Here is a 24,170-nt window from a genome sequence, read left to right on the forward strand (position 1 = left end):
CCCCCTTATCCTAATAACTCTTCCACTGATTTACCGCGTAGTTTTGCAACTTCTTCTACACGTTTTAATTCAGTTAAACCTGCTACAGTTGCACGCACCATGTTGATTGGTGTGTTTGAACCAAGAGATTTTGAAAGAATATCAGTAATACCAGCAAGTTCAAGTACAGCACGTACTGGACCACCAGCGATAACTCCTGTACCAGGAGCTGCAGGTTTGATTAAGATTGAACCTGCACCGAAGCGACCTTGCACTAAGTGTGGAGTAGTTCCACCCACGCGTGGTACTTCGATTAAGTTTTTCTTCGCGTCTTCAACAGCCTTACGGATTGCATCTGGAACCTCTTGGGCTTTACCAGTACCAAATCCTACATGACCATTTTTATCTCCTACTACTACTAGAGCAGAGAAGCGGAAGCGACGACCACCTTTAACAACTTTAGCAACACGGTTAATTGTAACTACGCGTTCTTCAAGTTCTAATTTGTTTGCGTCAATGCGACTCATGAAGTATGTCCCTCCTTCTTATTAAAATTCTAAGCCGTTTTCACGTGCAGCTTCAGCTAAAGCTTTTACACGTCCGTGATATAAGTAACCGCTACGGTCAAATACTACTGTAGTAATATTTTTTTCAGCAGCGCGTTTAGCGATTGTTTCACCGATTTTAGCAGCAGCTTCTACGTTTGAGCCCATACCTTCGAAAGCTTTTTCTTGAGTATTAGCAGAAACTAAAGTTACGCCAGCTACGTCATCGATTAGTTGTGCATAGATGTTCTTGTTAGAACGGAATACGTTTAAACGTGGACGTTGTGCAGTACCCGAAATTTTAGAACGAACACGCCCATGACGTTTTTTACGAACTTGATTTTTATCTTGTTTCGTAATCACAGTGGTCACTCCTTTCAAAATTTAATGCGGTTTTACGCCGCATTATTTACCTGTTTTACCTTCTTTACGGCGAACGAATTCACCTTCGTAACGGATCCCTTTACCTTTGTATGGCTCTGGTGGACGTACGTCACGGATGTTAGATGCTAATGCACCAACACGCTCTTTAGAAATACCTTTAACAACGATCTTAGTGTTCGAAGGAACTTCGACCTCTAAACCTTGCTCAGGTGTGAACTCAACTGGGTGAGAATAACCAACGTTTAGTACAAGCTTAGTACCTTGTAACTGTGCACGGTAACCTACACCAACAAGTTCTAGAGTACGAGTGAAACCTTCAGAAACACCAGTTACCATGTTAGCTAGTAACGCACGAGTTGTACCGTGGTTTGTACGGTGTTCTTTAGAATCAGAAGGACGAACAACAGAAAGTGTGTTGCCTTCTTGCTCGATTTTCATATCTTGGTTGAATTGACGAGTTAATTCGCCTTTAGGACCTTTAACAGTAACTAAGTTGCCAGCAGCGACTTCAATTGTTACGTTAGCAGGTACCTCGATAACTTTTTTACCTACGCGAGACATTTATATTGCACCTCCGTTCTTTTCTTACTAATTACCAAATGTATGCTAAGATCTCTCCGCCAACTTGTTTAGCGCGAGCTTCTTTGTCAGTTAATAAACCGTTTGAAGTAGATACTAAAGCGATACCAAGACCGTTTAATACTTTAGGTACTTCGTTTGTTTTAGCATATACACGTAAACCTGGTTTAGAAATACGTTTTAGACCAGTGATAACACGCTCGTTCTCTTTACCGTATTTTAAGAAAATACGGATGATACCTTGCTTGTTGTCTTCTACATATTCTACATCACGTACGAAACCTTCACGCTTTAAAATTTCAGCGATCTCTTTCTTTACGTTAGAAGCAGGAACCTCTAACTTCTCGTGACGAACCATGTTCGCATTACGAATGCGTGTAAGCATATCTGCAATCGGATCAGTCATTGTCATGAAAATTTACCTCCTTCCCAAATTAGGGGATTACCAGCTGGCTTTTTTAACGCCAGGAATTTGTCCCTTATATGCAAGTTCACGGAAACAAATACGGCAAAGTTTAAATTTGCGGTATACAGAGTGTGGACGGCCACAGCGTTCACAACGTGTATATTCTTGAACTTTAAATTTTTGCGTGCGTTGTTGTTTAGCGATCATTGATTTTTTTGCCACGTCTTCGCCCTCCTTATTTTATTACTTTTGGAACGGCATACCGAACTGTGTTAATAACTCGCGAGCTTCTTCGTCAGAATTCGCAGTAGTTACGATCACGATGTCCATACCGCGTACTTTTGAAACTTTATCGTAATCGATTTCTGGGAAAATTAGTTGCTCTTTAACACCTAATGTATAGTTACCGCGACCGTCGAATGCTTTTTTAGAAACACCACGGAAGTCACGTACACGTGGAAGTGCGATAGAGATTAATTTATCCAGGAATTCATACATACGCTCACCGCGTAGTGTAACTTTAGCACCGATCGCTTGACCTTCACGTAAACGGAAACCTGCGATAGATTTTTTTGCTTTAGTTACTACTGGTTTTTGACCAGTGATTGTTGTTAATTCTTCAACAGCTACATCAAGAGCTTTAGAGTTTTGAACAGCGTCACCAACACCCATGTTGATTACGATTTTCTCCACTTTAGGAACTTGCATTACTGATTTATATTCGAACTTGCTCATAAGAGCAGGTGAAACTTCGTTTAAATATTTTTCTTTTAGGCGGCTCATGTGTGTACCTCCCTTCTCAATTTACTTATTAGTCGATTACTACACCTGATTTTTTTGCAACACGAACTTTTTTGCCATCTTTGATCTCAATACCTACACGAGTCGGCTCGCCAGATTTAGGATCGATTAGCATTACGTTCGAAACGTGGATTGCAGCTTCTTGAGATACAATTCCACCTTGTGGGTTAAGCTGGTTAGGTTTAACGTGTTTCTTAACGATGTTTACACCTTCAACAAGAACTCGGTCTTGTTTAGGGAAAGCAGCTAAGATTACGCCTTCTTTACCTTTGTCTTTACCAGTAATTACTTTTACTTTGTCGCCCTTTTTAACATGCATTATGTGTCGCACCTCCTTGATTGGTACTGTCATGAAATTAAAGAACTTCTGGAGCTAAAGAAACGATTTTCATGAAGTTGCCATCACGTAACTCACGTGCAACTGGTCCGAAAATACGAGTTCCGCGTGGTGATTTATCATCTTTGATAATTACGCAAGCATTCTCATCAAACTTAATGTAAGTACCGTCTTTACGACGTGCACCTGATTTTGTGCGAACGATAACAGCCTTAACAACGTCACCTTTCTTGACAACGCCACCTGGTGTTGCTTTCTTAACCGTACAAACAACGATATCACCGATGTTTGCAGTTTTACGTCCAGAACCACCAAGTACTTTAATAGTTAAAACTTCACGTGCACCTGAGTTGTCAGCAACTTTCATACGACTTTCTTGTTGAATCACTTAGGTTACCTCCCTTCGGAAATATATTTTATTCCGAAATGTGTTATTAAATAATAACCGCTTTTTCTACAACTTCAACTAAACGGAAGCGTTTAGTAGCTGATAGCGGGCGAGTTTCCATGATACGTACGATATCACCGATATTCGCAGTGTTTTGCTCATCATGAGCTTTAAACTTTTTCGAGTATTTTACACGCTTGCCATAAAGCTTGTGCTTTTTGTGAGTTTCAACTAAAACAGTAATTGTCTTATCCATTTTGTCAGAAACAACACGGCCCGTGTAAACTTTGCGTTGGTTACGCTCAGTCATACTTAAAACCCTCCTTTATCAGTTATTTGCACTGATTTCTCTTTCACGAATCACAGTTTTCATACGTGCGATCGCTTTGCGAACTTCACGGATGCGAGCTGTGTTTTCTAATTGACCAGTCGCCAATTGGAAGCGAAGGTTGAAAAGCTCTTCTTTCAGTGATTTCACTTTTAATTCGATTTCGTTAGTGGCAAGGTCACGGATTTCATTAGCTTTCATTAGATTCACCACCAGTTTCTTGACGTTTTACGATCTTACATTTAACAGGAAGTTTGTGTGATGCTAAACGAAGTGCTTCACGTGCTACCTCTTCAGATACACCAGCAATTTCGAACATTACTTTTCCTGGTTTTACTACTGCTACCCAACCTTCAGGAGAACCTTTACCAGAACCCATTCGGACTTCTAGAGGCTTTTTCGTGTAAGGTTTATGTGGGAAGATTTTGATCCAAACTTTACCGCCACGTTTCATGTAACGAGTCATTGCGATACGAGCAGATTCGATTTGACGGTTTGTAATCCAAGATGCTGTTGTAGCTTGTAAGCCAAACTCACCGAAAGATACTTCTTTACCGCCTTTCGCTTCTCCACGCATGTTACCACGGTGTTCACGACGATATTTTACGCGTTTAGGTAATAACATATTATTTGCCTCCTTCCACAGAGTTCTTTTTAGTAGGAAGGACTTCACCACGGTAGATCCAAACTTTAACGCCTAGTTTACCGTAAGTAGTATCAGCTTCAGCATGTGCATAATCAATGTCAGCACGTAATGTATGAAGCGGAACAGTTCCTTCACTATAGTGTTCAGCACGCGCGATATCAGCGCCACCTAAACGACCAGATACTTGTGTTTTAATACCTTTTGCACCAGCGCGCATTGTGCGTTGGATTGATTGTTTTTGAGCACGACGGAATGATACGCGGTTCTCAAGTTGACGAGCGATGTTTTCAGCTACTAATTTAGCGTCAAGATCTGCACGTTTGATTTCAATAATGTTGATATGCACACGTTTACCAGTTACTTCAGTTAAGTGTTTACGTAAGTTTTCAACTTCCGTACCACCTTTACCGATAACCATACCTGGTTTCGCAGTGTGAATAGTGATGTTTACGCGATTTGCAGCGCGTTCGATTTCTACTTTAGATACAGATGCATCTTTAAGTTTAGATTCGATATATTTACGTACTTTGATGTCTTCGTGTAATAAGTTAGCGTAGTCTTTCTCAGCGAACCACTTTGACTCCCAGTCACGAATAACACCAACACGTAGTCCTATTGGATGTACTTTTTGACCCACGGATTAAACCTCCTTCTTCTCAGATACCACGATTGTAATGTGGCTTGTACGTTTGTTGATTGCCGACGCACGACCTTGTGCACGTGGACGGAAACGTTTTAATGTTGGACCTTCATCAACAAAGATTTCAGATACAACTAAGTTATTAACATCTAACTCATAGTTATGTTCAGCGTTAGCAACTGCAGATTTTAATACTTTCTCAACGACTGGAGACGCCGCTTTTGGAGTATGACGTAAAATTGCAACTGCTTCACCAATTTGCTTGCCTCGGATTAAGTCTACTACTAGACGTACTTTACGAGGAGCGATGCGAACTGTACGAGCGATAGCTTTAGCTTGTGTCATTAGGATTTACCTCCTCTCAAAATTAGCGTCTTGTTTTCTTGTCATCTGCACCGTGACCTTTATAAGTACGAGTTGGTGCGAACTCACCAAGTTTATGACCTACCATATCTTCAGTTACGTATACAGGAACGTGTTTACGTCCATCATATACAGCGATTGTTAAACCGATGAAGTTTGGGAAGATAGTAGAACGGCGAGACCAAGTTTTAATAACCTGTTTTTTCTCAGAAGCCTCTTGTGCTTCCACCTTTTTCATTAGGTGGTCATCAACAAAAGGTCCTTTCTTTAAGCTGCGACCCATTTAGGAACCTCCCTCCGTGATACGACCACGGCTCTCGAACTGAACCGTAGTTTTACCACATTATTTTTTACGTCCACGAATAATAAATTTAGATGATTTATTTTTCTTGCTACGAGTTTTGTAACCAAGAGCTGGTTTGCCCCATGGTGTCATTGGAGATTTACGTCCGATTGGAGAACGTCCTTCACCACCACCGTGTGGGTGATCGTTAGGGTTCATTACAGAACCACGTACTGTTGGGCGTTTACCTAACCAACGAGAACGACCTGCTTTACCGATGTTGATAAGTTCGTGTTGTTCGTTACCAACTTGACCGATTGTTGCACGGCAAGTAGCAAGGATTAAACGTACTTCACCAGATTGTAAACGAACGATTACGTACTTGCCTTCACGACCTAATACTTGCGCAGAAGTACCAGCTGAACGTACTAATTGTCCACCTTTACCAGGTTTCATTTCGATGTTATGGATTGTTGTACCCATTGGAATGTTTGCTAGTGGTAATGCGTTACCTACTTTGATATCCGCTTCTGGACCTGAATAAATAGTTTGACCTACTTCAAGACCTTTCGGAGCTAAGATGTAACGTTTTTCACCGTCAGCATAGTTAATTAAAGCGATGTTCGCAGAACGGTTTGGATCGTACTCGATTGTAGCAACGCGTCCTGGAATGCCGTCTTTAAGACGTTTAAAATCGATAACACGGTATTGTTTCTTGTGACCGCCACCGTGATGACGAACAGTAATTTTACCCTGGTTGTTACGACCAGCTTTGCGTTTAGTCGGTTCTAATAAAGACTTTTCAGGTTTATTAGTAGTGATTTCAGCAAAGTCAGATGACGTCATGTTACGACGACCATTTGAGGTTGGCTTATACTTTTTAATCGCCATTTGTATTCCCTCCTTCTTAAAGGTTACTTATATAAATTTAGAATTAGATTTCGAATAACTCGATTTCTTTTGAATCAGCAGTTAATTTAACAATCGCTTTACGACGTTTGTTAGTGTATCCACCGAATTTACCAACGCGTTTGAACTTACCTTTGTAGTTCATTACGTTTACTTTCTCAACTTTAACACCGAAGATTTCTTCAACAGCGTCTTTAACTTGAGTTTTGTTAGCGCGAGTGTCTACTTCGAAAGTATACTTTTTCTCTGCCATAATTTCTGAAGAACGCTCAGTAATGACCGGACGTTTTAAGATATCACGTGCTTCCATTATCCAAGCACCTCCTCAACTTTTTTTACAGCATCTTGAGTGAATACAACTTTATCGTGACCTAATAAGTCTAATACGTTGATTCCTTCAGCTGTTAACACTGTAACACCAGGGATGTTACGAGCAGATAAAATAGCGTTTTCGTTAACTTCAGCAGTTACGAATAATGCTTTTTTGTTGATTTCTAAAGCAGCTAATACTGATTTGAAATCTTTAGTTTTTGGTGCATCAAATGATAATGCATCAAGTACTACTACGTTTTGTTCTAATACTTTCGCAGATAAAGCAGATTTAATTGCTAAACGGCGAACTTTCTTAGGTAGTTTGTAAGAGTAGCTACGTGGAGTAGGACCGAATACAACACCACCACCACGCCATTGTGGAGAGCGGATCGAACCTTGACGAGCACGACCAGTTCCTTTTTGACGCCATGGTTTACGACCACCACCAGCAACTGCAGAACGGTTTTTAACTTTGTGATTACCTTGACGTAAAGAAGCACGTTGTGCAACTACAGCGTCGAATAATACAGCTTCGTTTGGCTCGATTCCGAAAATCGCATCGTTTAATTCGATTTCACCAACTGAAGCACCTGTTTGACTAAGTACTGAAACCTTTGTCATTCCTGTTTCCTCCTTTCTTTAAGAGAATTATTTTGATTTAATAGCAGTTTTAACTGTTACTAATGCTTTTTTAGAACCAGGAACATTACCTTTAACAAGTAGTAAGTTGCGCTCTACGTCAACCTTAACGATTTCAAGGTTTTGAATAGTAACAACTGTGCCACCCATTTGACCAGGTAATTTCTTTTGTTTGAATACGCGGTTCGGGGCAACTGGACCCATTGAACCAGGACGACGGTGGTAACGAGAACCGTGAGACATAGGGCCGCGAGATTGTCCGTGACGTTTAATAACACCTTGGAAACCTTTACCTTTTGTTACACCTGTTACATCGATTACATCGCCTTCAGCGAAAATTTCAACCTTGACTTCTTGACCAACTTCGTAAGTCGCAGCTTCTAAGTTGCGGAACTCACGGATGAAGCGCTTAGGAGCAGTATTTGCTTTTGCTACGTGACCTTGTTCAGGTTTGTTTGAAAGCTTAACGCGCTTGTCTTCAAAACCTAATTGGATCGCTTCGTAGCCATCAGTTTCAACAGATTTCTTTTGTAAAACTACGTTTGGAGTAGCTTCGATTACTGTTACTGGGATAAGATCTCCGTTTTCAGCGAAAACTTGAGTCATACCAATTTTTCTACCTAAGATTCCTTTAGTCATTTGTCACACCTCCTGTAAATTTTAGAAAAAGTTTTATATTTGTTTTTACCATTAAAGTTTGATTTCGATATCAACGCCAGATGGTAAATCAAGCTTCATTAACGCATCAACAGTTTGTGGTGTCGGGTTAACGATGTCGATAAGACGTTTATGTGTGCGCATTTCAAATTGCTCACGAGAATCTTTGTACTTATGAACCGCACGTAAGATCGTGTATACAGATCTTTCAGTTGGTAGTGGGATCGGACCCGATACTCCAGCACCTGAACGTTTCGCAGTTTCAACGATTTTCTCAGCAGATTGATCAAGGATACGGTGATCATATGCTTTTAAACGAATACGAATTTTTTGTTTTGCCATTACTTTCCCTCCTTCTCGCCTATTTTCTAGACATTCTCCACGAAAATTTCTCCTACACACCGCCATGGCAAAGCGGCCGGGTGTGTCGGCAACCTCTCGCTTCATCGCAGTCAAAGACCAACATTCAACATTATATACAATAAAAAAGAAGTTCGCAAGTCTTTTAGCAAAATTCTTTTCATAATGTTTTATTCTTTATAAATAGGTTCGCTCTTTTTGAGCCGTTTATTAGTATATAAGTTTCTGACGATGAAAGCAACTGAAAAGGGAGTAATATGTTTTAAATATATTATTCTGAAAACTAACGGTTCAGAAAACGAAAAAATCGTCGCTTTCTATTTGCTGAAAGCGACGACTATTACTATAGGAAGAAAACGACTGCAATCCAGCCGAAAATAATCTGTGGAATATTATAGAAGATAAATGTTGGTACACATGTATCCCAAATATGGTTGTGCTGTCCATCGACATTTAGACCAGCTGTCGGACCTAATGTTGAATCTGATGCAGGGGAACCAGCATCACCCAGAACACCCGCTGTTCCGATTAAACAGATGATAGCTAATTCACTTAGTCCCAGTTCCATTGCGATTGGCACAAAGATAGCTGCAATGATTGGAATCGTCGCAAATGAAGAACCAATTCCCATTGTTACGATTAAGCCGACAATCAACATAATTAAAACTGCTATACTTACATTCCCGTTGAAAATGTCCATTGCACCGGATACTAGTGTTTCAACATCCCCTGTAGCATTGATAACAGCTGAAAACCCGTTCGCTGATATCATAACGAATCCGACAAATGCCATCATACGCATTCCATCCGATAGAACCTGGTCGGCTTCTTTAACTTTCAGTGCACCAGTAATATATAAAATGAGAATACCGGCAATCGACCCGACAATCATTGAATCTGTCATTACTTGTACTACTATAGAAGTAATCAATGCGATAGCCGCAAAAATAATGTGTAATGTATTTACTTCTTTATTTAAATCATTCGTTGTTTCCATTTCGATGTTTTCATATTGTCTTGGTTTACGGTAGGCAACAAAGGCTCCTGCAAGCCCTACAGCCATCCCTAACGCTACAATAGCCATTGCCTTAGGAACATCGCTCAAAGCAACGTCAAGCCCCGCTATAGCCATCTGATCGACAATAATTCCTTGATAGATTAAACCGAACCCTGCTGGTATGAACATATAAGGCATAACTAAACCGAACGTTAAAATACATGCGATTAAACGGCGGTCAATTTGCAGCATGTTCATAATTTTGATCATTGGCGGTACGATTAATGGAATAAATGCGATATGCACCGGAATCAGGTTTTGCGACATGATTGCCATTGCCAGCAATACTAAGAAGATTAATGCTTTGGCAGCCCCTTTCTTTTGGGAATCGCCTTCACGCTGTACAATTTTTAAAATCGCTTTTACTAATACTTCAGGTATACCAGTGCGAGAAATTGCGCGTGCAAATCCACCAAGCAGTGCATAGCTTAACGCAATTGTTGCTCCCCCGCCAAGACCGTCAACAAAGGCCTTGATTGTCTCTGTTATATCTAATCCGCCGACTAGGCCACCGATAATTGCCCCAATCGTTAAGGATAAAACTACATTTATACGCAGCAGGCTTAAAATAAGCATTACTCCTACCGCTATTAAAACAGCATTCATGTTGTACACTTCACTTTCGTCTGCTAAATTACTAATGTGTTAAAGTTACAAGAAAACTGATTGTGAGTCAACGGATATGGATAAAATAAAACCGTCAAATAAGAGAAAATTGACGGTTTGAAGTATTATAAAGCCTGTTTTATTATTTTTCTGTAATAATTGATTGTTAATGCAGCAAATATGATATACATGGTGATATATAATCCCATTGTAACAAGTAGAGGCGTTGTCAGTTCTGTACCGAACAAAAACCAGCCTGATTTAACTGCAAAGTAACTGTGCAACAGTCCGATCAGTAGAGGAACACCAAAGTTAAATAACTGTTTCATCATTATACCGCGCGTTAACTCCTCTTGTGTAAAACCGATTTTACGAAGAATCTTATAGGATTCCATCTCTTCATCCGCTTCAGACATTTGCTTAAAGTATAAAATGCTGCCCGTTGCCAGTAAAAAGGCTAAACCTAAAAACGCCGTTGTGAAGATTGTCGTTCCGTAAAGGTTTAAATTGTATTCAACTGTAGCTTTTTGAGAACTGATTTTATTCAATTCACCGCCATCTTCACTTTCAGCAAATATATTCGCACCAGTTTGTTTATAAAGCTTTTCCGTGACCTTGTATGTTTCATCATCCGCATCAACCAGGTTAATCGATGTCTGCTCTTGTGTTGTGTAGCCGATTGCATGTTCCTTGTTTAGCTGTTGTACTTGCTCAAACACATGGTCTTCAACGATAACAACAAAGCCACCTGCCGTAATACGCCACGCCACAATCGTTGTCTCGCTTACTTCCTTAACTTTTAAAGGAAATTGTTGTTCTTGATGCAAAATTGTTAAATCTAAAGGTGCTTCCAGCGGCATTATATTTGCCTGAAAGCCGTTATACCCGGCAATAATTGCTTCGTCCTCAGAAAGCTGGGCATTCGGATCAATCTGCTGGTAGTCCGAAATCGGAATCATTAGCACATCTGCCATTGTATTGCCTTGAAGCATCTCGACCGTTTCACCAGAGAAAATTTTCGACATATCAAATTGTGCGCTTGTTAGTCTAAATGTCTTTTCCTCAAATGCAATTTCATTCTTCTCCAGTGCTTCAAAGAATGCATCTCCACGTCCATCTACTATTATATAATCTGCTGGTACTGAATTTTCAGCCGTACTATTTGCCGAATAATAGCTAATGTAGGAAAGAGTCGTAATGGCAAGAGACACTGCCGTAATAACAGTAATGAGTGTCAGGGATTTAGCGTTACCCTTCATACGGTGCATAATTGGTGTAAGCGCCAGAACATCGGTTAAATTCAAATGTCCTTTCTTTCTTAGACGGAACAGATTTAATATGAATGCAACCGAATAGCGGAAGACAAAGTAAGTTCCGCCGATTGTCGTCGCTAATATAATGACCATGCTTAAAAATAAGTTTCTTGTATGTCCTGTAAATAATAACGTACTCTCATAGTAGCCATAAATAATCAATGCTAATCCAATAGCACCCATTACCATAGGGAATACGCTAAAGCGTTTGACACGCTCGTCTGCCTGCTTGGATGCGTTAAATAGCGAAAGCAAACTTGTTCTGTACACCATAAATGCCATTTGCATTAAAATAATTACTAACAGAATACCAAAAACGAATAACGTATTCACAACTGCGACTTTATTGATACTCAAAGTGACAACCGCTTCAAAATTTAATAGCTTCAGTAAGATCATCGCAAATAAACGTGAACTTAAAAAGCCTAATATAATTCCGACGCTTACCGCTCCAGCAAATAATAGAATGTTTTCGAAGGCGATCAGTCGTGTCACAAGCCCTTTTGTCATACCGACCAATTGATACAATCCAATTTCCTTGCTGCGTCGCTTAATAAATAAGTGATTGGCATACAGTACGAAGAACAGAACGATAAAATACAGCATATAAGATGCTGCTTCAAATCCTGAAGCTGCCGTTCCGCTAGCTTTTGTCGCTTCCATGACCGACTCATTATACTGCAGTGTTACAAACGAGAAAAACAGCGTCACACTGAAAATGAGTGCGAAAAAGTATAAATAATAGTGACGCATATTCTTTATCATGCTTTTAAAAACAAGCTGACTAAGCTTCACTCTGCTCACCGCCTAAAACACTTTGCGTATTCAAGATTTGCTGGAAAAATTCATTGCGTGATTTATCCCCTTTATACAGTTCCGTATAAATTTGTCCGTCTTTTAAAAACAGTACACGCGAACAGAAGCTTGCTGCAATGGCATCATGTGTTACCATCATGATCGTTGCGTTTTTTGCTTTATTGATTTTCTCTAAATTATCGAGCAGTGCTGTAGCGGCTTTTGAATCGAGTGCCCCTGTTGGCTCATCGGCAAATACAAGTGATGGATTGGTTACCAGGGCTCTTGCTGCCGATGTTCGCTGCTTTTGGCCACCGGATATTTCATTCGGGTATTTCGTTAAAATATCACCAATCCCTAAAATTGTTACGAGCTCCTGTAAACGTTGCTCCGCCGCCGCTTTTGGAATAGAGCTGAGCGATAACGGCAACAGTATATTTTCCTTTACCGTCAATGTGTCCAGTAAATTATAATCCTGGAAGATGAAACCGAGTTCATCGCGTCTAAACTTCGCCAATGTACGCTCCTTCATCCCTTGGAGCTTTTGTCCATTGATTTCAACAAATCCGTCTGTCACCTGGTCTATGGAACACAGTACATTTAATAATGTTGTTTTGCCCGAGCCTGAAGCACCCATAATACCAACAAATTCCCCTTTTTCCACTTCCAAATCTATGCCCTTTAAAACTTCCTGTGCAAGAGAGCGCTTGCCATATGTTTTTCGAACTTTACGTGCGATTAAAATGCTCATCGTTTCCACCCTTTCTTGTTACTTTCATTCTACATGTTCCGTTACCGGGAATCGTTTGATTTACATGACAAAAACGCGTGGTAAGTGACAAGTTCGTCACATTCCAAGCGTTTTTTGATAGTCATTCATAATAGGGAAAGTAATCTTAACAGTGGTACCTGCCCCTTCTGTTGATTCGATTGCCAGAACAATATGCAGTGATTGTGCTGCCTGTTTAGCAAGGTACAGCCCCATTCCTGTTGCAGCACTCGTTTCACGACCAATTGTTCCCGTATAGGATTTCCGGAATACTCGCGGCAAATCTTCACGCTTTATACCGATTCCGTCATCTTGAACGATAAGAACTGCCTGCTCCTTAACGATTTGAGACGATATTCTAATTTCTCCCCCGATATGGCTATACTTAACCGCATTCGATAAAATTTGCCTTACGATAAAACCTAGCCACTTTGCATCTGAATGTACAGTTAGATTATCCACTTCCAGATCAATGGCGAGCTGCTTTTCAAAACACCAGCTGCGCAATGCTTTAATTTCCTGAATCAGTACATCCTTCACCTTTACTTTTTCAATACGGTTATCAAGCTCGATCGTCATTAGACGTGTTGCATGAAGCTGCTGATCTATTAATAAATAAAGGCGCAGCCATTCATTTTCGATGCGCTCCTTCACTTCACCATTCTCGACTTTTTCCATCAATAGCTGCATTGCTGTTAATGGGGACTTCATTTCATGAACCCATGCTAAAAGCTCGTCCTGTCTTTCTAATACGATCTGTTTTTGTTCTTGTATTTTTATATTCTTATCAGCGAGCTGTTCTTTATAATCTTCATGAATAACGTCATAGTAAGTTCCTCTAAACTTCGAATAGGGCTTCATTAACTTCCTGTCTTTCACATAGCGTAAACTGAAATAACCTGCTACAAGTGTAAACCAGATAATGTTTAAATAAAGTAAAGAAACCCCATGGAATCCAGTGTCGAGGAATAATATCAGATTCATCAGCAGCTGAAGCAGGATAACAAAGAAGATGGCGGATAAATATTGTCTTATAAACAAACGGATCATTCATTCACCGCCATGTAGCCAAGACCTTTTTTCGTCACTATGACATTGAAAAGACCAATATCCTCTAAACGTTGGCGTAAACGGTTTACGTTGACCGTTAATGTATTATCATTTACGAAGCGTTCATCATCCCATAATTTACGCATAAGTTCATCACGGGAGACGATTTGTCCTTTTGCCTTGACCAGCACCTTTAATATAAACAGCTCGTTTTTCGTTAACTCGATCTGTTGCTCTTTATAATGAACAGTCGCGCGGTCATAATGAATCTCGGCACCATTCCATCTTTCAAAATCACTTTGCTGTGTTTCCTGATAATTATAAGCACGACGCAACAACGCTTGTACTTTTGCGACTAATACTTCAGTATGGAAAGGTTTTTGCACAAAGTCATCCGCTCCCATTTGCATCGCCATAATCATGTCCATCGGGTGATCACGTGAGGAAAGAAATAAAATAGGGACATTCGATACTGCCCTTATTTCACGACACCAATGGAAACCGTCAAATGCTGGCAATTGAATATCAATAATAACAAGCTGAGGCTCTTCTTCATTAAAAGTTACCATTATATGTTGAAAATCTTTCGGTCCAATTACTTGTATATTCCACTGTGCTAGTCGTTCGCCTATCAATTCAAATATGGAGACATCATCTTCTATTAATAGTACCTTCAAAGAACATCACTCCTTCTATATACTCCCATTATACAAAAACAAGCAATCCAACCGTTACAAACTTTGCTATAATCAATTCAATTAAAGGAATTACAGGTGAAGAGGTGGAAAAGAAAAATGGACTTACGCCAAATCGAATACTTTGTTGAAGTAGCCAAGCATTTAAGTTTTACGAAGGCAGCGGCAACCCTGCACGTATCACAGCCATCCATTAGTAAAGCAATTCAAAACTTTGAGTCAGAACTGGGCGTACCTTTATTTTACCGTTCATCCAAACAGCTTGAGCTGACGGATGCCGGTCAGGCCGTTCTCGTGAATTCGATGCAAGTACTTGAATCATTTCAAAACCTGCGCTCCGAATTAACGGATTTGATGGAATTAAAGAAAGGCCAAATTCGCATTGGGATACCACCAATCGTAGGCGCCGAATTTTTTTCAAAATTAATCAGCTATTATAAAGAGCTTAATCCATATATCGAAATTTTATTAACAGAAGTCGGAACAAAGCGCATACGCCAGGAAATTGAAGCAGGTGAACTGGATGTCGGATTAGTATGCAGTGTGACTTCGACGAACGAGTCTTTGGAAACGATCCGATTTTTAAAAGATCCATTAATGTTAATCGTCCATGAGAGTCACCCTTTGGCAATAAAGGAGACGATCCAGCTAAGTGAACTGGCAAACGAAACTTTTATTATTTACCGGAAAGATTTCATTTTATATGACCGCATTATCGAGGAATGCTCAAAACATGGATTCTTCCCTACAATTGCCTGTGAAACAACGCAAAAAGATTTATTTATCGAAATGGTTCAGGCAAAACTGGGGATTGCGCTGCTTCCGAAAAAGCTAGCTGAAAAAATCCCTTACACATCGATTAAATGCATCCCTTTTCAGGAAGAAGAGATTTATCTTGAGCTGGGGGTTACGTGGAAGAAAAATAAATACTTACCTTTCGCAGTACGGGAATTTATTAAACTTGCCCGTGAATTCGTTTCTAAATAAAATGGTTGCCTAGAAAGTTTCAGTATCTCTAGGCAACCATTTTATAATTTATTGGCATATTCATTTAACTGTGTAGACATTACTTGAATTTCCTTCACAAAATCGGAAACTTGTTGAATGGACTCGCTCTGTAATGTTCCGATAGTGGAAATTTGAGCAATGGAGGTTGTAATTTTTTGTGTAGCCTCGTTGATTTGATCCATCGTTTCTCTAATTTTTTGTGTAGATTCAATTGTTTCTTTTGAAAACTTTCGGATTTCCGTCGCTACGACTTCAAAACCTTTCCCTTTTTCGCCTGCACGGGCAGCTTCGATTGCGGCATTTAAACCGAGCAGATTCGTTTGGTCTGCCATACGCTTCAACAATGATAAAATTTCGGAAGTGTGTTGAACATTCTTTTCAGCCTGTTTCGATTGTTGCAGTAACTCATTTGCCGACTCTTTTAAGCTTGTAGAACCACCCGCTATATTGACGATCTGTTCGTTTGCATGTGTTAAAGAACCCGTTATTGCTTGGGAAATTTCTATTAATTCCGAATGCTTTCTTACTTGGACAGCAATTCCTCCAATGGTTTTACCTGTTTGATCGTATAATGGCGTTGCAGTTCCGATAAATTCAAAACCATAATAATCGGCGGGTACAACTGCTTCTAAACGTCGGCCTTTCTTCAATGACATCATGAGCGGTTCATCATGATTCAATTGTTGACCTACTTGTATTTTCAAATCTAAATCCTTTGCAGGGAAATAGGCTATAAACTTTTCAAGATCACATACGGCAATTGATAATTCTGTCGGAATTGCTTCTTTCATAACTGAAATCATTGAAATAAGCGCATCTAAGGATTCAATTCTGTTTTGCATTTTGATTCTCTTCTTTCCTATTACTTAAATTACTATATTATGACTATTATACCATTTTCCCTATATATTAAGTGAATCCGCCCTTATTTTTATCATTTAAATGAAAAAGACTACTATTTCAGAAGAAATAGTAGTCACTTAGAAAATTATGCGTTTACTTTTTGTTTTGCTTTAGCTTCAATACGCTTTTTGTGTAAAATCGGTTCTGTATAGCCGTTTGGCTGATTATAACCTTTAAATATCAATTCACTTGCCGCTTGGAATGCTACGGAACCTTCATAGTTTGCTGACATAGGCGAGTAATTCGGATCATCGGTATTTTGTTCATCAACAACTTTTGCCATGCGGTTCAATGATTCCTCTACTTGCTCTTTCGTACAAATTCCGTGATGCAGCCAGTTTGCTACATGCTGACTTGAAATACGCAGTGTTGCACGGTCTTCCATTAAGCCAATATCATTAATGTCCGGCACTTTCGAACAACCCACTCCATGTTCTACCCAGCGAACAACATATCCTAGAATTCCCTGTACATTATTATCAAGCTCGTTTTGAATTTCTTCCGGTGACCAGTCTGTATTTGCCGCTACCGGTATTTCCAAAATCGCATCCTGTAAATCTTCCGATGTCACAATACCTTTTTGAACATCTTTTACATTTACTTCGTGGTAATGCGTTGCATGTAATGTTGCGGCTGTCGGCGATGGTACCCAGGCAGTATTCGCCCCTGCTTTCGGATGATTGATTTTTTGCTCAATCATATCCGCCATTAAGTCCGGCATTGCCCACATCCCTTTACCGATTTGTGCACGTCCTTGCAAGCCTGCATTTAACCCAACAATGACATTCGATTTCTCATATGAAGTAAGCCATGTTGAAGTTTTCATATCGCCTTTGCGAATCATTGGGCCTGCCTCCATCGATGTATGAATTTCATCACCAGTACGATCCAGGAATCCGGTATTGATAAATACGATCCGGTTTTTCACTTCACGAATACATGCTTTCAAGTTAAGTGATGTACGACGCTCCTCATCCATAACACCAATCTTTAAAGTGAAACGTTCCAACCCAATTAAATCTTCTACACGCTCAAACAGTTTATTCGCAAAGGCTACTTCTTTTGAGCCATGCATTTTCGGTTTTACGATATAAATAGAACCTTTTTGCGAGTTTTTATACTGACCATTGCCAATCACTTCATGCTTCGCGATTAAGCTCGTTACGACACCATCCATTATTCCTTCAGGCACTTCACCGCCATCTTTATCTAAAATAGCCGGATTTGTCATTAAGTGTCCTACATTGCGGATAAACATTAACGAACGTCCGTTTAATGTTACTGTCTCACCATTAACTCCCGTATATACACGGTCAGGATTTAATGTACGTGTTACGGTTTTAGAGCCTTTTTCAAAAGTTGCCGTCAAGTCGCCTTTCATTAGGCCTAACCAGTTCGCATAAACTTCCACTTTATCTTCTGCATCTACTGCCGCTACCGAGTCTTCGCAGTCCATAATTGTTGTGATTGCAGACTCTAAATAAATATCTTTTACACCAGCTGCATCATCTTTTCCGATTGGATGGTTACGGTCTATTTGAATTTCAATGTGTAAATCATTATTTTTCAGTAAAACTGCAGTCGGCTGTTCTGCCGTTCCTTGATAGCCAACTAACTTTTCAGGTTCATTCAATGTCGTTGTTTCACCATTTGTAAGTGTAATGACTAGTTTACCTTCTACAATTCTATAGGATGTCGCTTCTTTATGTGAAGCTGCTGTTAAAGGAGCAGCTTGATCTAAAAACTTTTTAGCATACGCAATTACCTTATTACCACGAATCGGATTATAACCTTTACCTGCTTCTGCACCATCTTCACTACTGATAGCATCCGTACCATAAAGGGCATCATAGAAACTTCCCCAACGTGCGTTTGCTGCATTGATCGCATAACGTGCATTGCTAACAGGTACAACAAGCTGTGGACCTGCCTGATATGCAATTTCTGTATCCACATTCTCTGTTTCCACTTTGAAATCTTCTACTTTTGGTTCTACGTAACCGATTTCTTCTAAAAATGATTTATAGTCGGCAAATTGGAAATTCCCCTTATTTCCTTTATGCCATTCATTAATTTGTGTTTGCAGTGTATCCCGTTTAGCAAGCAATGCCTTATTTTCCGGTGCTAGCTCTTGAATAAGCTGATCAAATCCGTTCCAAAATGCCGTTTGCTCTACTCCGCTATTCGGTAAAACTCGCTCATTAATAAACTGAAATAATACTTCTGCTACTTGTAAGTTTCCCACTTGCACATAATTTGTCACTATAAATCCCCCTTTTAAATGAACATTTCTAATAATTCATTAGAATCCCCTGTTCTTACGTTTCATTATACAAGAGTCATGATATATAAATGAAATACATATATTGAATAAACATTATGCTTTTACGCTATAAAGGGTACAAAAAAAACACCTTGCAAGCGTCCCTGCAAGGTGTTTTTGAAAATTAGCGATTAGCTAAAATTATTTTTGGATAGATGCTACTACGCCAGCGCCTACAGTACGGCCACCCTCACGGATAGAGAATTTAGTACCTTCTTCTAAAGCGATTGGAGCGATTAATTCAACAGTCATTTCGATGTTGTCGCCAGGCATAACCATTTCTACGCCTTCTGGTAACATGCAGATACCAGTTACGTCAGTTGTACGGAAGTAGAACTGAGGACGGTAGTTAGAGAAGAATGGAGTGTGACGTCCACCCTCTTCTTTTGATAATACATAAACTTCAGCTTTGAAGTTAGTGTGTGGAGTGATTGAACCTGGTTTAGCTAATACTTGACCACGTTGGATATCTTCACGAGCAATACCACGTAATAAAGCACCGATGTTGTCACCAGCTTCAGCGTAATCTAATAATTTACGGAACATTTCTACACCAGTTACAGTTGTAGTTTTAGCTTCTTCTTCGATACCGATAACTTCTACAACGTCACCAACTTTAACTTGACCACGTTCAACACGGCCAGTTGCTACTGTACCACGACCAGTGATAGAGAATACGTCCTCTACTGGCATCATGAATGGTTTGTCAGTTTGACGTTCTGGAGTTGGGATGTAAGAATCTACAGCGTCCATTAATTCAACGATTTTTTCTTCCCATTCTGCTTCGCCTTCTAAAGCTTTTAATGCAGAACCTTTGATTACTGGAACATCGTCGCCTGGGAAGTCATATTCAGATAGTAAGTCACGGATTTCCATTTCTACTAACTCTAATAATTCTTCGTCGTCAACCATATCACATTTGTTCATGAATACTACTAAGTAAGGAACACCTACTTGTTTAGAAAGTAAGATGTGCTCACGAGTTTGTGGCATTGGGCCGTCAGCAGCAGATACTACTAAGATACCGCCGTCCATTTGTGCAGCACCAGTGATCATGTTTTTAACATAGTCAGCGTGACCTGGGCAGTCAACGTGTGCATAGTGACGAGTTGCAGTTTCATACTCTACGTGAGAAGTATTGATTGTGATACCGCGCTCTTTTTCTTCTGGAGCGTTGTCGATGTCAGCGTAAGATTTAGCTGCACCACCCATTTTTTTAGAAAGAACTGTTGCGATAGCAGCAGTTAAAGTTGTTTTACCATGGTCAACGTGTCCGATTGTACCAACGTTAGCATGCGTTTTTGAACGGTCAAATTTTTCTTTAGCCATTAGAAAATGCCTCCTCAGAGATATGTTTTATTTTTTTTGAAATTATTTATTCTAAGATGCCGACTATAAACGGGCCCCATCTATAGTCAGTCAATCATAGCTTACAAATTATTTATACTTGATGCAAGGTGAAATTTCAATTATTCACCTTTATTTTTTTTGATAATATCTTCTGCAATTGATTTTGGTACTTCTTCATAGTGATCGAACACCATTGAGAATACACCGCGACCTTGAGTTGCAGAACGTAAAGTTGTAGCATATCCGAACATTTCAGATAGTGGAACCATAGCACGTACTACTTGAGAGTTACCACGAGCTTCCATACCCTCTACGCGACCGCGACGAGCAGTAATGTTACCCATAATATCACCAAGGTACTCTTCTGGAATTACAACTTCTACTTTCATCATTGGCTCTAAGATAACTGGGTTACATTTTTTAGCTGCTTCTTTTAATGCCATAGATGCAGCGATTTTGAACGCCATTTCACTTGAGTCAACGTCATGGTAAGAACCGAATACTAATTTCGCTTTAATGTCGATTAGTGGGTAACCAGCAACAACACCGCGGTCAAGAGAGTCACGTAGACCCGCTTCTACTGCAGGGATGTATTCACGAGGTACAACACCACCAACGATAGCGTTTTCGAATTCGAAACCTTTACCCTCTTCGTTTGGAGAGAACTCGATCGTTACGTCACCGTATTGACCGCGACCACCAGATTGACGAGAGAATTTACCTTGAACTTTAGCTTCGCTACGGAATGTTTCACGGTAAGATACCATTGGAGCACCCACGTTAGCTTCTACTTTAAATTCACGTTTCATACGGTCAACTAAGATATCAAGGTGAAGTTCACCCATACCAGAGATGATTGTTTGACCTGTTTCAGTGTCAGTATGAGCACGGAATGTTGGATCTTCTTCTTGTAGTTTTTGTAAAGCTTGACCCATTTTATCTTGGTCAGCTTTAGATTTTGGTTCTACAGATAGAGAGATTACTGGCTCTGGGAAGTCCATTGACTCTAAGATAACAAGGTTTTTCTCGTCACATAGAGTATCACCTGTTGTAGTATCTTTAAGACCTACAGCAGCAGCGATATCACCAGAGTATACTTTTGCGATCTCTTCACGAGAGTTAGCGTGCATTTGTAGGATACGTCCTACACGCTCACGTTTACCTTTAGAAGAGTTTTGTACGTAAGAACCAGCTTCTAATGTACCTGAGTACACACGGAAGAATGTTAACTTACCTACGAATGGGTCTGTCATTACTTTGAATGCAAGAGCTGAGAATGGCTCTTCATCAGAAGAATGGCGGATGATTTCTTCTTCACCGTCAACGTCCGTACCTTTAATAGCTTCTACGTCTGTTGGAGCTGGAAGGTAATCAACAGCAGCATCTAACATTTTGCGAACACCTTTGTGTTTGAATGCTGTACCACAAAGTACTGGGTAGAATTCTACCGCGATAGTAGCTTTACGGATTGCCGCTTTTAATTCTTCTTTAGTAATTTCTTCGCCTTCTAAGTATTTCTCCATAAGCTCTTCATCAACACTTGCAACAGCGTCGATTAATTTCTCACGGTACTCTTCAGCTTGATCCATGAACTCTGCAGGGATTTCTCCTACAGTTACATCAGTACCTAAATCGTTACCATAGAACGTTGCGTTCATTTCGATTAAGTCGATAATTCCTGAGAAGTCATCTTCAGCACCGATTGGTAATTGGATTGGGTGAGCATTAGCTTGTAAACGCTCGTGTAACGTACCTACAGAATATAGGAAGTCAGCTCCCATTTTATCCATCTTGTTGATGAATACGATACGAGGAACTCCGTATGTTGTAGCTTGACGCCATACTGTTTCAGTTTGAGGCTCAACACCTGATTGAGCATCTAATACTGTTACAGCACCATCAAGTACGCGTAAAGAACGTTCAACTTCAACAGTGAAGTCTACGTGTCCTGGAGTATCGATGATGTTAATACGGTGACCATTCCATTGAGCTGTTGTTGCAGCAGAAGTGATCGTGATACCACGCTCTTGTTCTTGCTCCATCCAGTCCATTTGAGAACCGCCATCATGTGTTTCACCGATTTTGTGAATCTTACCAGTGTAATAAAGGATACGCTCAGTAGTTGTTGTTTTACCAGCATCAATGTGAGCCATGATCCCAATATTACGAGTATTCTCTAGAGAGAATTCGCGTTTCATAGGAAATTTCTCCTTCCATATTGGGTTAACTGTATAGATGGTAAAAATCTTAGCCCCAGCAATGCTAGAGCAAAGATCAAATTACCAACGGTAGTGAGCGAATGCTTTGTTCGCTTCTGCCATTTTGTGCATATCTTCACGTTTCTTAACTGAAGCACCAGTGTTGTTAGATGCATCTAAGATTTCGTTAGCTAAGCGCTCTTCCATCGTTTTTTCTCCACGAAGACGAGCGTAGTTTACTAAATAACGTAAACCTAAAGTTGTACGACGTTCTGGACGAACTTCTACTGGTACTTGGTAGTTAGAACCACCAACACGACGAGCACGTACTTCTAATACAGGCATTACGTTGTTTAATGCAGCTTCAAATACTTCTAAAGCATTTTGACCCGAACGCTCTTGAACTAATTCGAAAGCTCCGTATAAAATCTTTTGAGAAGTACCTCTTTTACCATCAATCATCATTTTGTTGATTAAACGAGTTACTAGTTTTGAGTTATAAAGTGGATCTGGTAACACGTCACGTTTGGAAACAGGACCTTTACGAGGCATGTGTTTTCCTCCTTTCAAATCGTTGTATATTTAAACTTAAATTATTTTTTTTCTTTAGGGCGTTTAGTACCGTATTTAGAACGAGATTGTAAACGACCGTTAACACCAGCTGTATCAAGTGCACCACGAACGATGTGGTAACGTACTCCAGCTAAGTCTTTTACGCGTCCGCCACGGATAAGAACTACACTGTGCTCTTGTAAGTTGTGACCTTCACCTGGGATATACGCAGTAACCTCAAGTTGGTTAGTTAAGCGTACACGAGCGTATTTACGTAAAGCCGAGTTCGGTTTACGTGGTGTCATTGTACCTACACGAGTACAAACTCCGCGTTTTTGAGGAGACTTAACGTCAGTTAAAGATTTTTTAAATGAGTTATATCCTTTGTTTAACGCTGGAGATTTTGATTTCGTGCTTTTAGATTGACGAGGCTTACGTACTAATTGGTTAATTGTAGGCATCGATTTGTCCTCCCTTCATTTTTTCCTTGTTTCAATACCACACATCCAGGTGGTTCATTTTTTGGGTAAAAACAAAGTCTTTGTGTACTTTACACAAAAACTACATCGCAGTAATCGCAACAACTGCAGCTCCAACATGAATGCCGCAAGCTTTACCAAGTTCTTTCTTAGAATCGACGTAATTGACTGGTACACCGATTTCTTTCGCGAGAAGAATGGCCGGATCGGTTACCCATTTGTCTGCATCGATTGCGACAAAAAGAGCTGTTACTTGTCCAGCATACATTGCTTTCACTGCTTGCTTTATACCTATGATTGTTTTACTGGCCTGTTTTACTTGATCGTAAGACATTTTCATATCCTCCTAAGTACAGACAGTTAACTATCAACCTTCAATATATTATCATTCCAAACTTACACTGTCAACAGATTTCTTATGAAAGTATGTTGGTTAATATTTAATCCAAGGAAATTCCAAGAAAATCTCCCGACAGAAAATGGTCTCTGTCGGGATCTCTTCATTAATATATACTG

32 protein-coding genes are annotated in these 24,170 nt (G+C 39.9%); 1 reads left to right on the forward strand and 31 read right to left on the reverse strand.

Translation table 11 applies throughout. The features are described from left to right. Positions 1 to 5 precede the first annotated feature (5 nt). The 24 genes from rpsE to MKY71_RS17855 form a co-directional block, all read right to left on the reverse strand. Positions 6 to 506 carry a 30S ribosomal protein S5 gene (gene rpsE, locus MKY71_RS17740; protein ID WP_008406937.1) on the reverse strand — a complete coding sequence of 167 codons (501 nt, stop codon included), beginning with the start codon at positions 504 to 506 and terminating at the stop codon, positions 6 to 8. Positions 507 to 527: 21 nt separating this feature from the next. Then, positions 528 to 887, reverse strand: a complete 360-nt coding sequence (gene rplR, locus MKY71_RS17745; protein WP_339174375.1) for a 50S ribosomal protein L18 — start codon at positions 885 to 887, stop codon at positions 528 to 530. A 42-nt stretch (positions 888 to 929) separates the two neighbouring features. Continuing rightward, entirely contained in the window at positions 930 to 1,469 is a 540-nt protein-coding gene (gene rplF, locus MKY71_RS17750) for a 50S ribosomal protein L6 (protein ID WP_339174377.1), read from the reverse strand. A 31-nt stretch (positions 1,470 to 1,500) separates the two neighbouring features. Next, positions 1,501 to 1,899 (reverse strand): 30S ribosomal protein S8, encoded by a 399-nt coding sequence (gene rpsH / locus MKY71_RS17755; RefSeq protein WP_008406947.1) that lies wholly within the window; start codon positions 1,897 to 1,899, stop codon positions 1,501 to 1,503. Between the two features lie 30 nt (positions 1,900 to 1,929). Further along, entirely contained in the window at positions 1,930 to 2,115 is a 186-nt protein-coding gene (rpsN, locus tag MKY71_RS17760) for a 30S ribosomal protein S14 (protein WP_076496371.1), read from the reverse strand. 21 nt (positions 2,116 to 2,136) lie between these two features. Next, entirely contained in the window at positions 2,137 to 2,676 is a 540-nt protein-coding gene (rplE, locus tag MKY71_RS17765; RefSeq protein WP_079523482.1) for a 50S ribosomal protein L5, read from the reverse strand. Positions 2,677 to 2,704: 28 nt separating this feature from the next. Then, positions 2,705 to 3,013 (reverse strand): 50S ribosomal protein L24, encoded by a 309-nt coding sequence (rplX, locus tag MKY71_RS17770; RefSeq protein WP_191701161.1) that lies wholly within the window; start codon positions 3,011 to 3,013, stop codon positions 2,705 to 2,707. A 37-nt stretch (positions 3,014 to 3,050) separates the two neighbouring features. Then, positions 3,051 to 3,419 (reverse strand): 50S ribosomal protein L14, encoded by a 369-nt coding sequence (gene rplN, locus MKY71_RS17775; RefSeq protein WP_008406955.1) that lies wholly within the window; start codon positions 3,417 to 3,419, stop codon positions 3,051 to 3,053. A 46-nt stretch (positions 3,420 to 3,465) separates the two neighbouring features. Next, positions 3,466 to 3,729 (reverse strand): 30S ribosomal protein S17, encoded by a 264-nt coding sequence (rpsQ, locus tag MKY71_RS17780; protein WP_079523483.1) that lies wholly within the window; start codon positions 3,727 to 3,729, stop codon positions 3,466 to 3,468. 18 nt (positions 3,730 to 3,747) lie between these two features. Beyond that, entirely contained in the window at positions 3,748 to 3,948 is a 201-nt protein-coding gene (rpmC, locus tag MKY71_RS17785; protein WP_008406958.1) for a 50S ribosomal protein L29, read from the reverse strand. Continuing rightward, positions 3,938 to 4,372: a 50S ribosomal protein L16 gene (gene rplP / locus MKY71_RS17790; RefSeq protein WP_008406960.1), complete on the reverse strand. Its 435-nt coding sequence runs from the start codon at positions 4,370 to 4,372 to the stop codon at positions 3,938 to 3,940. Before rplP ends, rpmC begins: the two co-directional genes overlap by 11 nt. A 1-nt stretch (position 4,373) precedes the next feature. Further along, positions 4,374 to 5,030: a 30S ribosomal protein S3 gene (rpsC, locus tag MKY71_RS17795; protein ID WP_339174384.1), complete on the reverse strand. Its 657-nt coding sequence runs from the start codon at positions 5,028 to 5,030 to the stop codon at positions 4,374 to 4,376. Positions 5,031 to 5,033: 3 nt separating this feature from the next. Next, entirely contained in the window at positions 5,034 to 5,378 is a 345-nt protein-coding gene (gene rplV, locus MKY71_RS17800) for a 50S ribosomal protein L22 (protein ID WP_008406963.1), read from the reverse strand. A 22-nt stretch (positions 5,379 to 5,400) separates the two neighbouring features. Beyond that, positions 5,401 to 5,679 (reverse strand): 30S ribosomal protein S19, encoded by a 279-nt coding sequence (gene rpsS, locus MKY71_RS17805; RefSeq protein WP_004233637.1) that lies wholly within the window; start codon positions 5,677 to 5,679, stop codon positions 5,401 to 5,403. A gap of 60 nt (positions 5,680 to 5,739) precedes the next feature. Continuing rightward, positions 5,740 to 6,570, reverse strand: coding sequence for a 50S ribosomal protein L2 (gene rplB, locus MKY71_RS17810; RefSeq protein WP_008406964.1), 831 nt, complete (start codon positions 6,568 to 6,570; stop codon positions 5,740 to 5,742). Between the two features lie 43 nt (positions 6,571 to 6,613). Continuing rightward, on the reverse strand, positions 6,614 to 6,898 hold the full coding sequence (gene rplW, locus MKY71_RS17815; RefSeq protein ID WP_008406966.1) for a 50S ribosomal protein L23: 285 nt from the start codon (positions 6,896 to 6,898) through the stop codon (positions 6,614 to 6,616). Next, a complete protein-coding gene (gene rplD, locus MKY71_RS17820; protein WP_339174388.1) occupies positions 6,898 to 7,521 on the reverse strand; it encodes a 50S ribosomal protein L4 in 624 nt (207 codons plus the stop codon). The genes rplW and rplD overlap by 1 nt, the downstream gene beginning before the upstream one ends. Positions 7,522 to 7,548: 27 nt before the next feature. Further along, positions 7,549 to 8,178 (reverse strand): 50S ribosomal protein L3, encoded by a 630-nt coding sequence (gene rplC / locus MKY71_RS17825; RefSeq protein WP_008406969.1) that lies wholly within the window; start codon positions 8,176 to 8,178, stop codon positions 7,549 to 7,551. A 51-nt stretch (positions 8,179 to 8,229) separates the two neighbouring features. Beyond that, entirely contained in the window at positions 8,230 to 8,538 is a 309-nt protein-coding gene (rpsJ, locus tag MKY71_RS17830) for a 30S ribosomal protein S10 (protein WP_008406970.1), read from the reverse strand. Positions 8,539 to 8,899: 361 nt separating this feature from the next. Then, complete coding sequence (locus tag MKY71_RS17835; protein ID WP_340733510.1) at positions 8,900 to 10,219, reverse strand: Na+/H+ antiporter family protein; 1,320 nt, start codon at positions 10,217 to 10,219, stop codon at positions 8,900 to 8,902. Positions 10,220 to 10,344: 125 nt separating this feature from the next. Continuing rightward, positions 10,345 to 12,327 carry an ABC transporter permease gene (locus tag MKY71_RS17840; protein WP_340733511.1) on the reverse strand — a complete coding sequence of 661 codons (1,983 nt, stop codon included), beginning with the start codon at positions 12,325 to 12,327 and terminating at the stop codon, positions 10,345 to 10,347. Continuing rightward, positions 12,317 to 13,078 (reverse strand): ABC transporter ATP-binding protein, encoded by a 762-nt coding sequence (locus MKY71_RS17845; protein ID WP_339196568.1) that lies wholly within the window; start codon positions 13,076 to 13,078, stop codon positions 12,317 to 12,319. Before MKY71_RS17845 ends, MKY71_RS17840 begins: the two co-directional genes overlap by 11 nt. 96 nt (positions 13,079 to 13,174) lie before the next feature. Continuing rightward, positions 13,175 to 14,146, reverse strand: coding sequence for a sensor histidine kinase (locus tag MKY71_RS17850; RefSeq protein ID WP_340733512.1), 972 nt, complete (start codon positions 14,144 to 14,146; stop codon positions 13,175 to 13,177). Next, complete coding sequence (locus MKY71_RS17855; protein WP_339196573.1) at positions 14,143 to 14,823, reverse strand: response regulator transcription factor; 681 nt, start codon at positions 14,821 to 14,823, stop codon at positions 14,143 to 14,145. The genes MKY71_RS17850 and MKY71_RS17855 overlap by 4 nt, the downstream gene beginning before the upstream one ends. Before the next feature lie 117 nt (positions 14,824 to 14,940). Here MKY71_RS17855 and MKY71_RS17860 point away from each other — a divergent pair, with 117 nt between their 5' ends. Next, entirely contained in the window at positions 14,941 to 15,828 is an 888-nt protein-coding gene (locus tag MKY71_RS17860; RefSeq protein ID WP_339196575.1) for a LysR family transcriptional regulator, read from the forward strand. Between the two features lie 41 nt (positions 15,829 to 15,869). On the opposite strand, the gene MKY71_RS17865 is transcribed toward MKY71_RS17860, so the two are convergent. The 7 genes from MKY71_RS17865 to MKY71_RS17895 all read right to left on the reverse strand — a co-directional run bounded on the left by MKY71_RS17865 (position 15,870) and on the right by MKY71_RS17895 (position 23,988). Further along, positions 15,870 to 16,691, reverse strand: coding sequence for a methyl-accepting chemotaxis protein (locus tag MKY71_RS17865; protein ID WP_340733513.1), 822 nt, complete (start codon positions 16,689 to 16,691; stop codon positions 15,870 to 15,872). Between the two features lie 146 nt (positions 16,692 to 16,837). Next, positions 16,838 to 19,015 (reverse strand): malate synthase G, encoded by a 2,178-nt coding sequence (locus tag MKY71_RS17870; protein WP_340733515.1) that lies wholly within the window; start codon positions 19,013 to 19,015, stop codon positions 16,838 to 16,840. Between the two features lie 201 nt (positions 19,016 to 19,216). Beyond that, positions 19,217 to 20,404, reverse strand: a complete 1,188-nt coding sequence (tuf, locus tag MKY71_RS17875; RefSeq protein ID WP_079523494.1) for an elongation factor Tu — start codon at positions 20,402 to 20,404, stop codon at positions 19,217 to 19,219. A gap of 140 nt (positions 20,405 to 20,544) precedes the next feature. Next, a complete protein-coding gene (gene fusA / locus MKY71_RS17880; RefSeq protein WP_340733516.1) occupies positions 20,545 to 22,623 on the reverse strand; it encodes an elongation factor G in 2,079 nt (692 codons plus the stop codon). An 81-nt stretch (positions 22,624 to 22,704) separates the two neighbouring features. Beyond that, positions 22,705 to 23,175 (reverse strand): 30S ribosomal protein S7, encoded by a 471-nt coding sequence (gene rpsG, locus MKY71_RS17885; protein ID WP_008406982.1) that lies wholly within the window; start codon positions 23,173 to 23,175, stop codon positions 22,705 to 22,707. A gap of 41 nt (positions 23,176 to 23,216) precedes the next feature. Then, entirely contained in the window at positions 23,217 to 23,636 is a 420-nt protein-coding gene (gene rpsL, locus MKY71_RS17890; RefSeq protein WP_008406983.1) for a 30S ribosomal protein S12, read from the reverse strand. A 100-nt stretch (positions 23,637 to 23,736) separates the two neighbouring features. Continuing rightward, positions 23,737 to 23,988 carry a ribosomal L7Ae/L30e/S12e/Gadd45 family protein gene (locus tag MKY71_RS17895; RefSeq protein WP_008406985.1) on the reverse strand — a complete coding sequence of 84 codons (252 nt, stop codon included), beginning with the start codon at positions 23,986 to 23,988 and terminating at the stop codon, positions 23,737 to 23,739. Between the last annotated feature and the right edge of the window lie 182 nt (positions 23,989 to 24,170).

This window comes from Solibacillus sp. FSL W7-1324, assembly GCF_038008025.1.
Lineage (GTDB): Bacteria > Bacillota > Bacilli > Bacillales_A > Planococcaceae > Solibacillus.

What these genes read in the sequence shown, in the direction of transcription:
- rplV (WP_008406963.1), bottom strand. Translation starts at nt 5,378, where the DNA reads ATGACACAAGCTAAAGCTATCGCTCGTACAGTTCGCATCGCTCCTCGT.
- rpsH (WP_008406947.1), bottom strand. Translation starts at nt 1,899, where the DNA reads ATGACAATGACTGATCCGATTGCAGATATGCTTACACGCATTCGTAAT.
- rplB (WP_008406964.1), bottom strand. Translation starts at nt 6,570, where the DNA reads ATGGCGATTAAAAAGTATAAGCCAACCTCAAATGGTCGTCGTAACATG.
- rplX (WP_191701161.1), bottom strand. Translation starts at nt 3,013, where the DNA reads ATGCATGTTAAAAAGGGCGACAAAGTAAAAGTAATTACTGGTAAAGAC.
- rplE (WP_079523482.1), bottom strand. Translation starts at nt 2,676, where the DNA reads ATGAGCCGCCTAAAAGAAAAATATTTAAACGAAGTTTCACCTGCTCTT.
- rplP (WP_008406960.1), bottom strand. Translation starts at nt 4,372, where the DNA reads ATGTTATTACCTAAACGCGTAAAATATCGTCGTGAACACCGTGGTAAC.
- rpsQ (WP_079523483.1), bottom strand. Translation starts at nt 3,729, where the DNA reads ATGACTGAGCGTAACCAACGCAAAGTTTACACGGGCCGTGTTGTTTCT.
- MKY71_RS17860 (WP_339196575.1), top strand. Translation starts at nt 14,941, where the DNA reads ATGGACTTACGCCAAATCGAATACTTTGTTGAAGTAGCCAAGCATTTA.
- MKY71_RS17850 (WP_340733512.1), bottom strand. Translation starts at nt 14,146, where the DNA reads ATGATCCGTTTGTTTATAAGACAATATTTATCCGCCATCTTCTTTGTT.
- MKY71_RS17845 (WP_339196568.1), bottom strand. Translation starts at nt 13,078, where the DNA reads ATGAGCATTTTAATCGCACGTAAAGTTCGAAAAACATATGGCAAGCGC.
- tuf (WP_079523494.1), bottom strand. Translation starts at nt 20,404, where the DNA reads ATGGCTAAAGAAAAATTTGACCGTTCAAAAACGCATGCTAACGTTGGT.
- MKY71_RS17895 (WP_008406985.1), bottom strand. Translation starts at nt 23,988, where the DNA reads ATGTCTTACGATCAAGTAAAACAGGCCAGTAAAACAATCATAGGTATA.
- MKY71_RS17865 (WP_340733513.1), bottom strand. Translation starts at nt 16,691, where the DNA reads ATGCAAAACAGAATTGAATCCTTAGATGCGCTTATTTCAATGATTTCA.
- rpmC (WP_008406958.1), bottom strand. Translation starts at nt 3,948, where the DNA reads ATGAAAGCTAATGAAATCCGTGACCTTGCCACTAACGAAATCGAATTA.
- rpsE (WP_008406937.1), bottom strand. Translation starts at nt 506, where the DNA reads ATGAGTCGCATTGACGCAAACAAATTAGAACTTGAAGAACGCGTAGTT.
- fusA (WP_340733516.1), bottom strand. Translation starts at nt 22,623, where the DNA reads ATGAAACGCGAATTCTCTCTAGAGAATACTCGTAATATTGGGATCATG.
- rpsJ (WP_008406970.1), bottom strand. Translation starts at nt 8,538, where the DNA reads ATGGCAAAACAAAAAATTCGTATTCGTTTAAAAGCATATGATCACCGT.
- rplD (WP_339174388.1), bottom strand. Translation starts at nt 7,521, where the DNA reads ATGACAAAGGTTTCAGTACTTAGTCAAACAGGTGCTTCAGTTGGTGAA.
- MKY71_RS17835 (WP_340733510.1), bottom strand. Translation starts at nt 10,219, where the DNA reads ATGAATGCTGTTTTAATAGCGGTAGGAGTAATGCTTATTTTAAGCCTG.
- rpsG (WP_008406982.1), bottom strand. Translation starts at nt 23,175, where the DNA reads ATGCCTCGTAAAGGTCCTGTTTCCAAACGTGACGTGTTACCAGATCCA.
- rplW (WP_008406966.1), bottom strand. Translation starts at nt 6,898, where the DNA reads ATGGAAGCACGTGATATCTTAAAACGTCCGGTCATTACTGAGCGTTCT.
- rplF (WP_339174377.1), bottom strand. Translation starts at nt 1,469, where the DNA reads ATGTCTCGCGTAGGTAAAAAAGTTATCGAGGTACCTGCTAACGTAACA.
- rpsL (WP_008406983.1), bottom strand. Translation starts at nt 23,636, where the DNA reads ATGCCTACAATTAACCAATTAGTACGTAAGCCTCGTCAATCTAAAAGC.
- rplC (WP_008406969.1), bottom strand. Translation starts at nt 8,178, where the DNA reads ATGACTAAAGGAATCTTAGGTAGAAAAATTGGTATGACTCAAGTTTTC.
- rpsS (WP_004233637.1), bottom strand. Translation starts at nt 5,679, where the DNA reads ATGGGTCGCAGCTTAAAGAAAGGACCTTTTGTTGATGACCACCTAATG.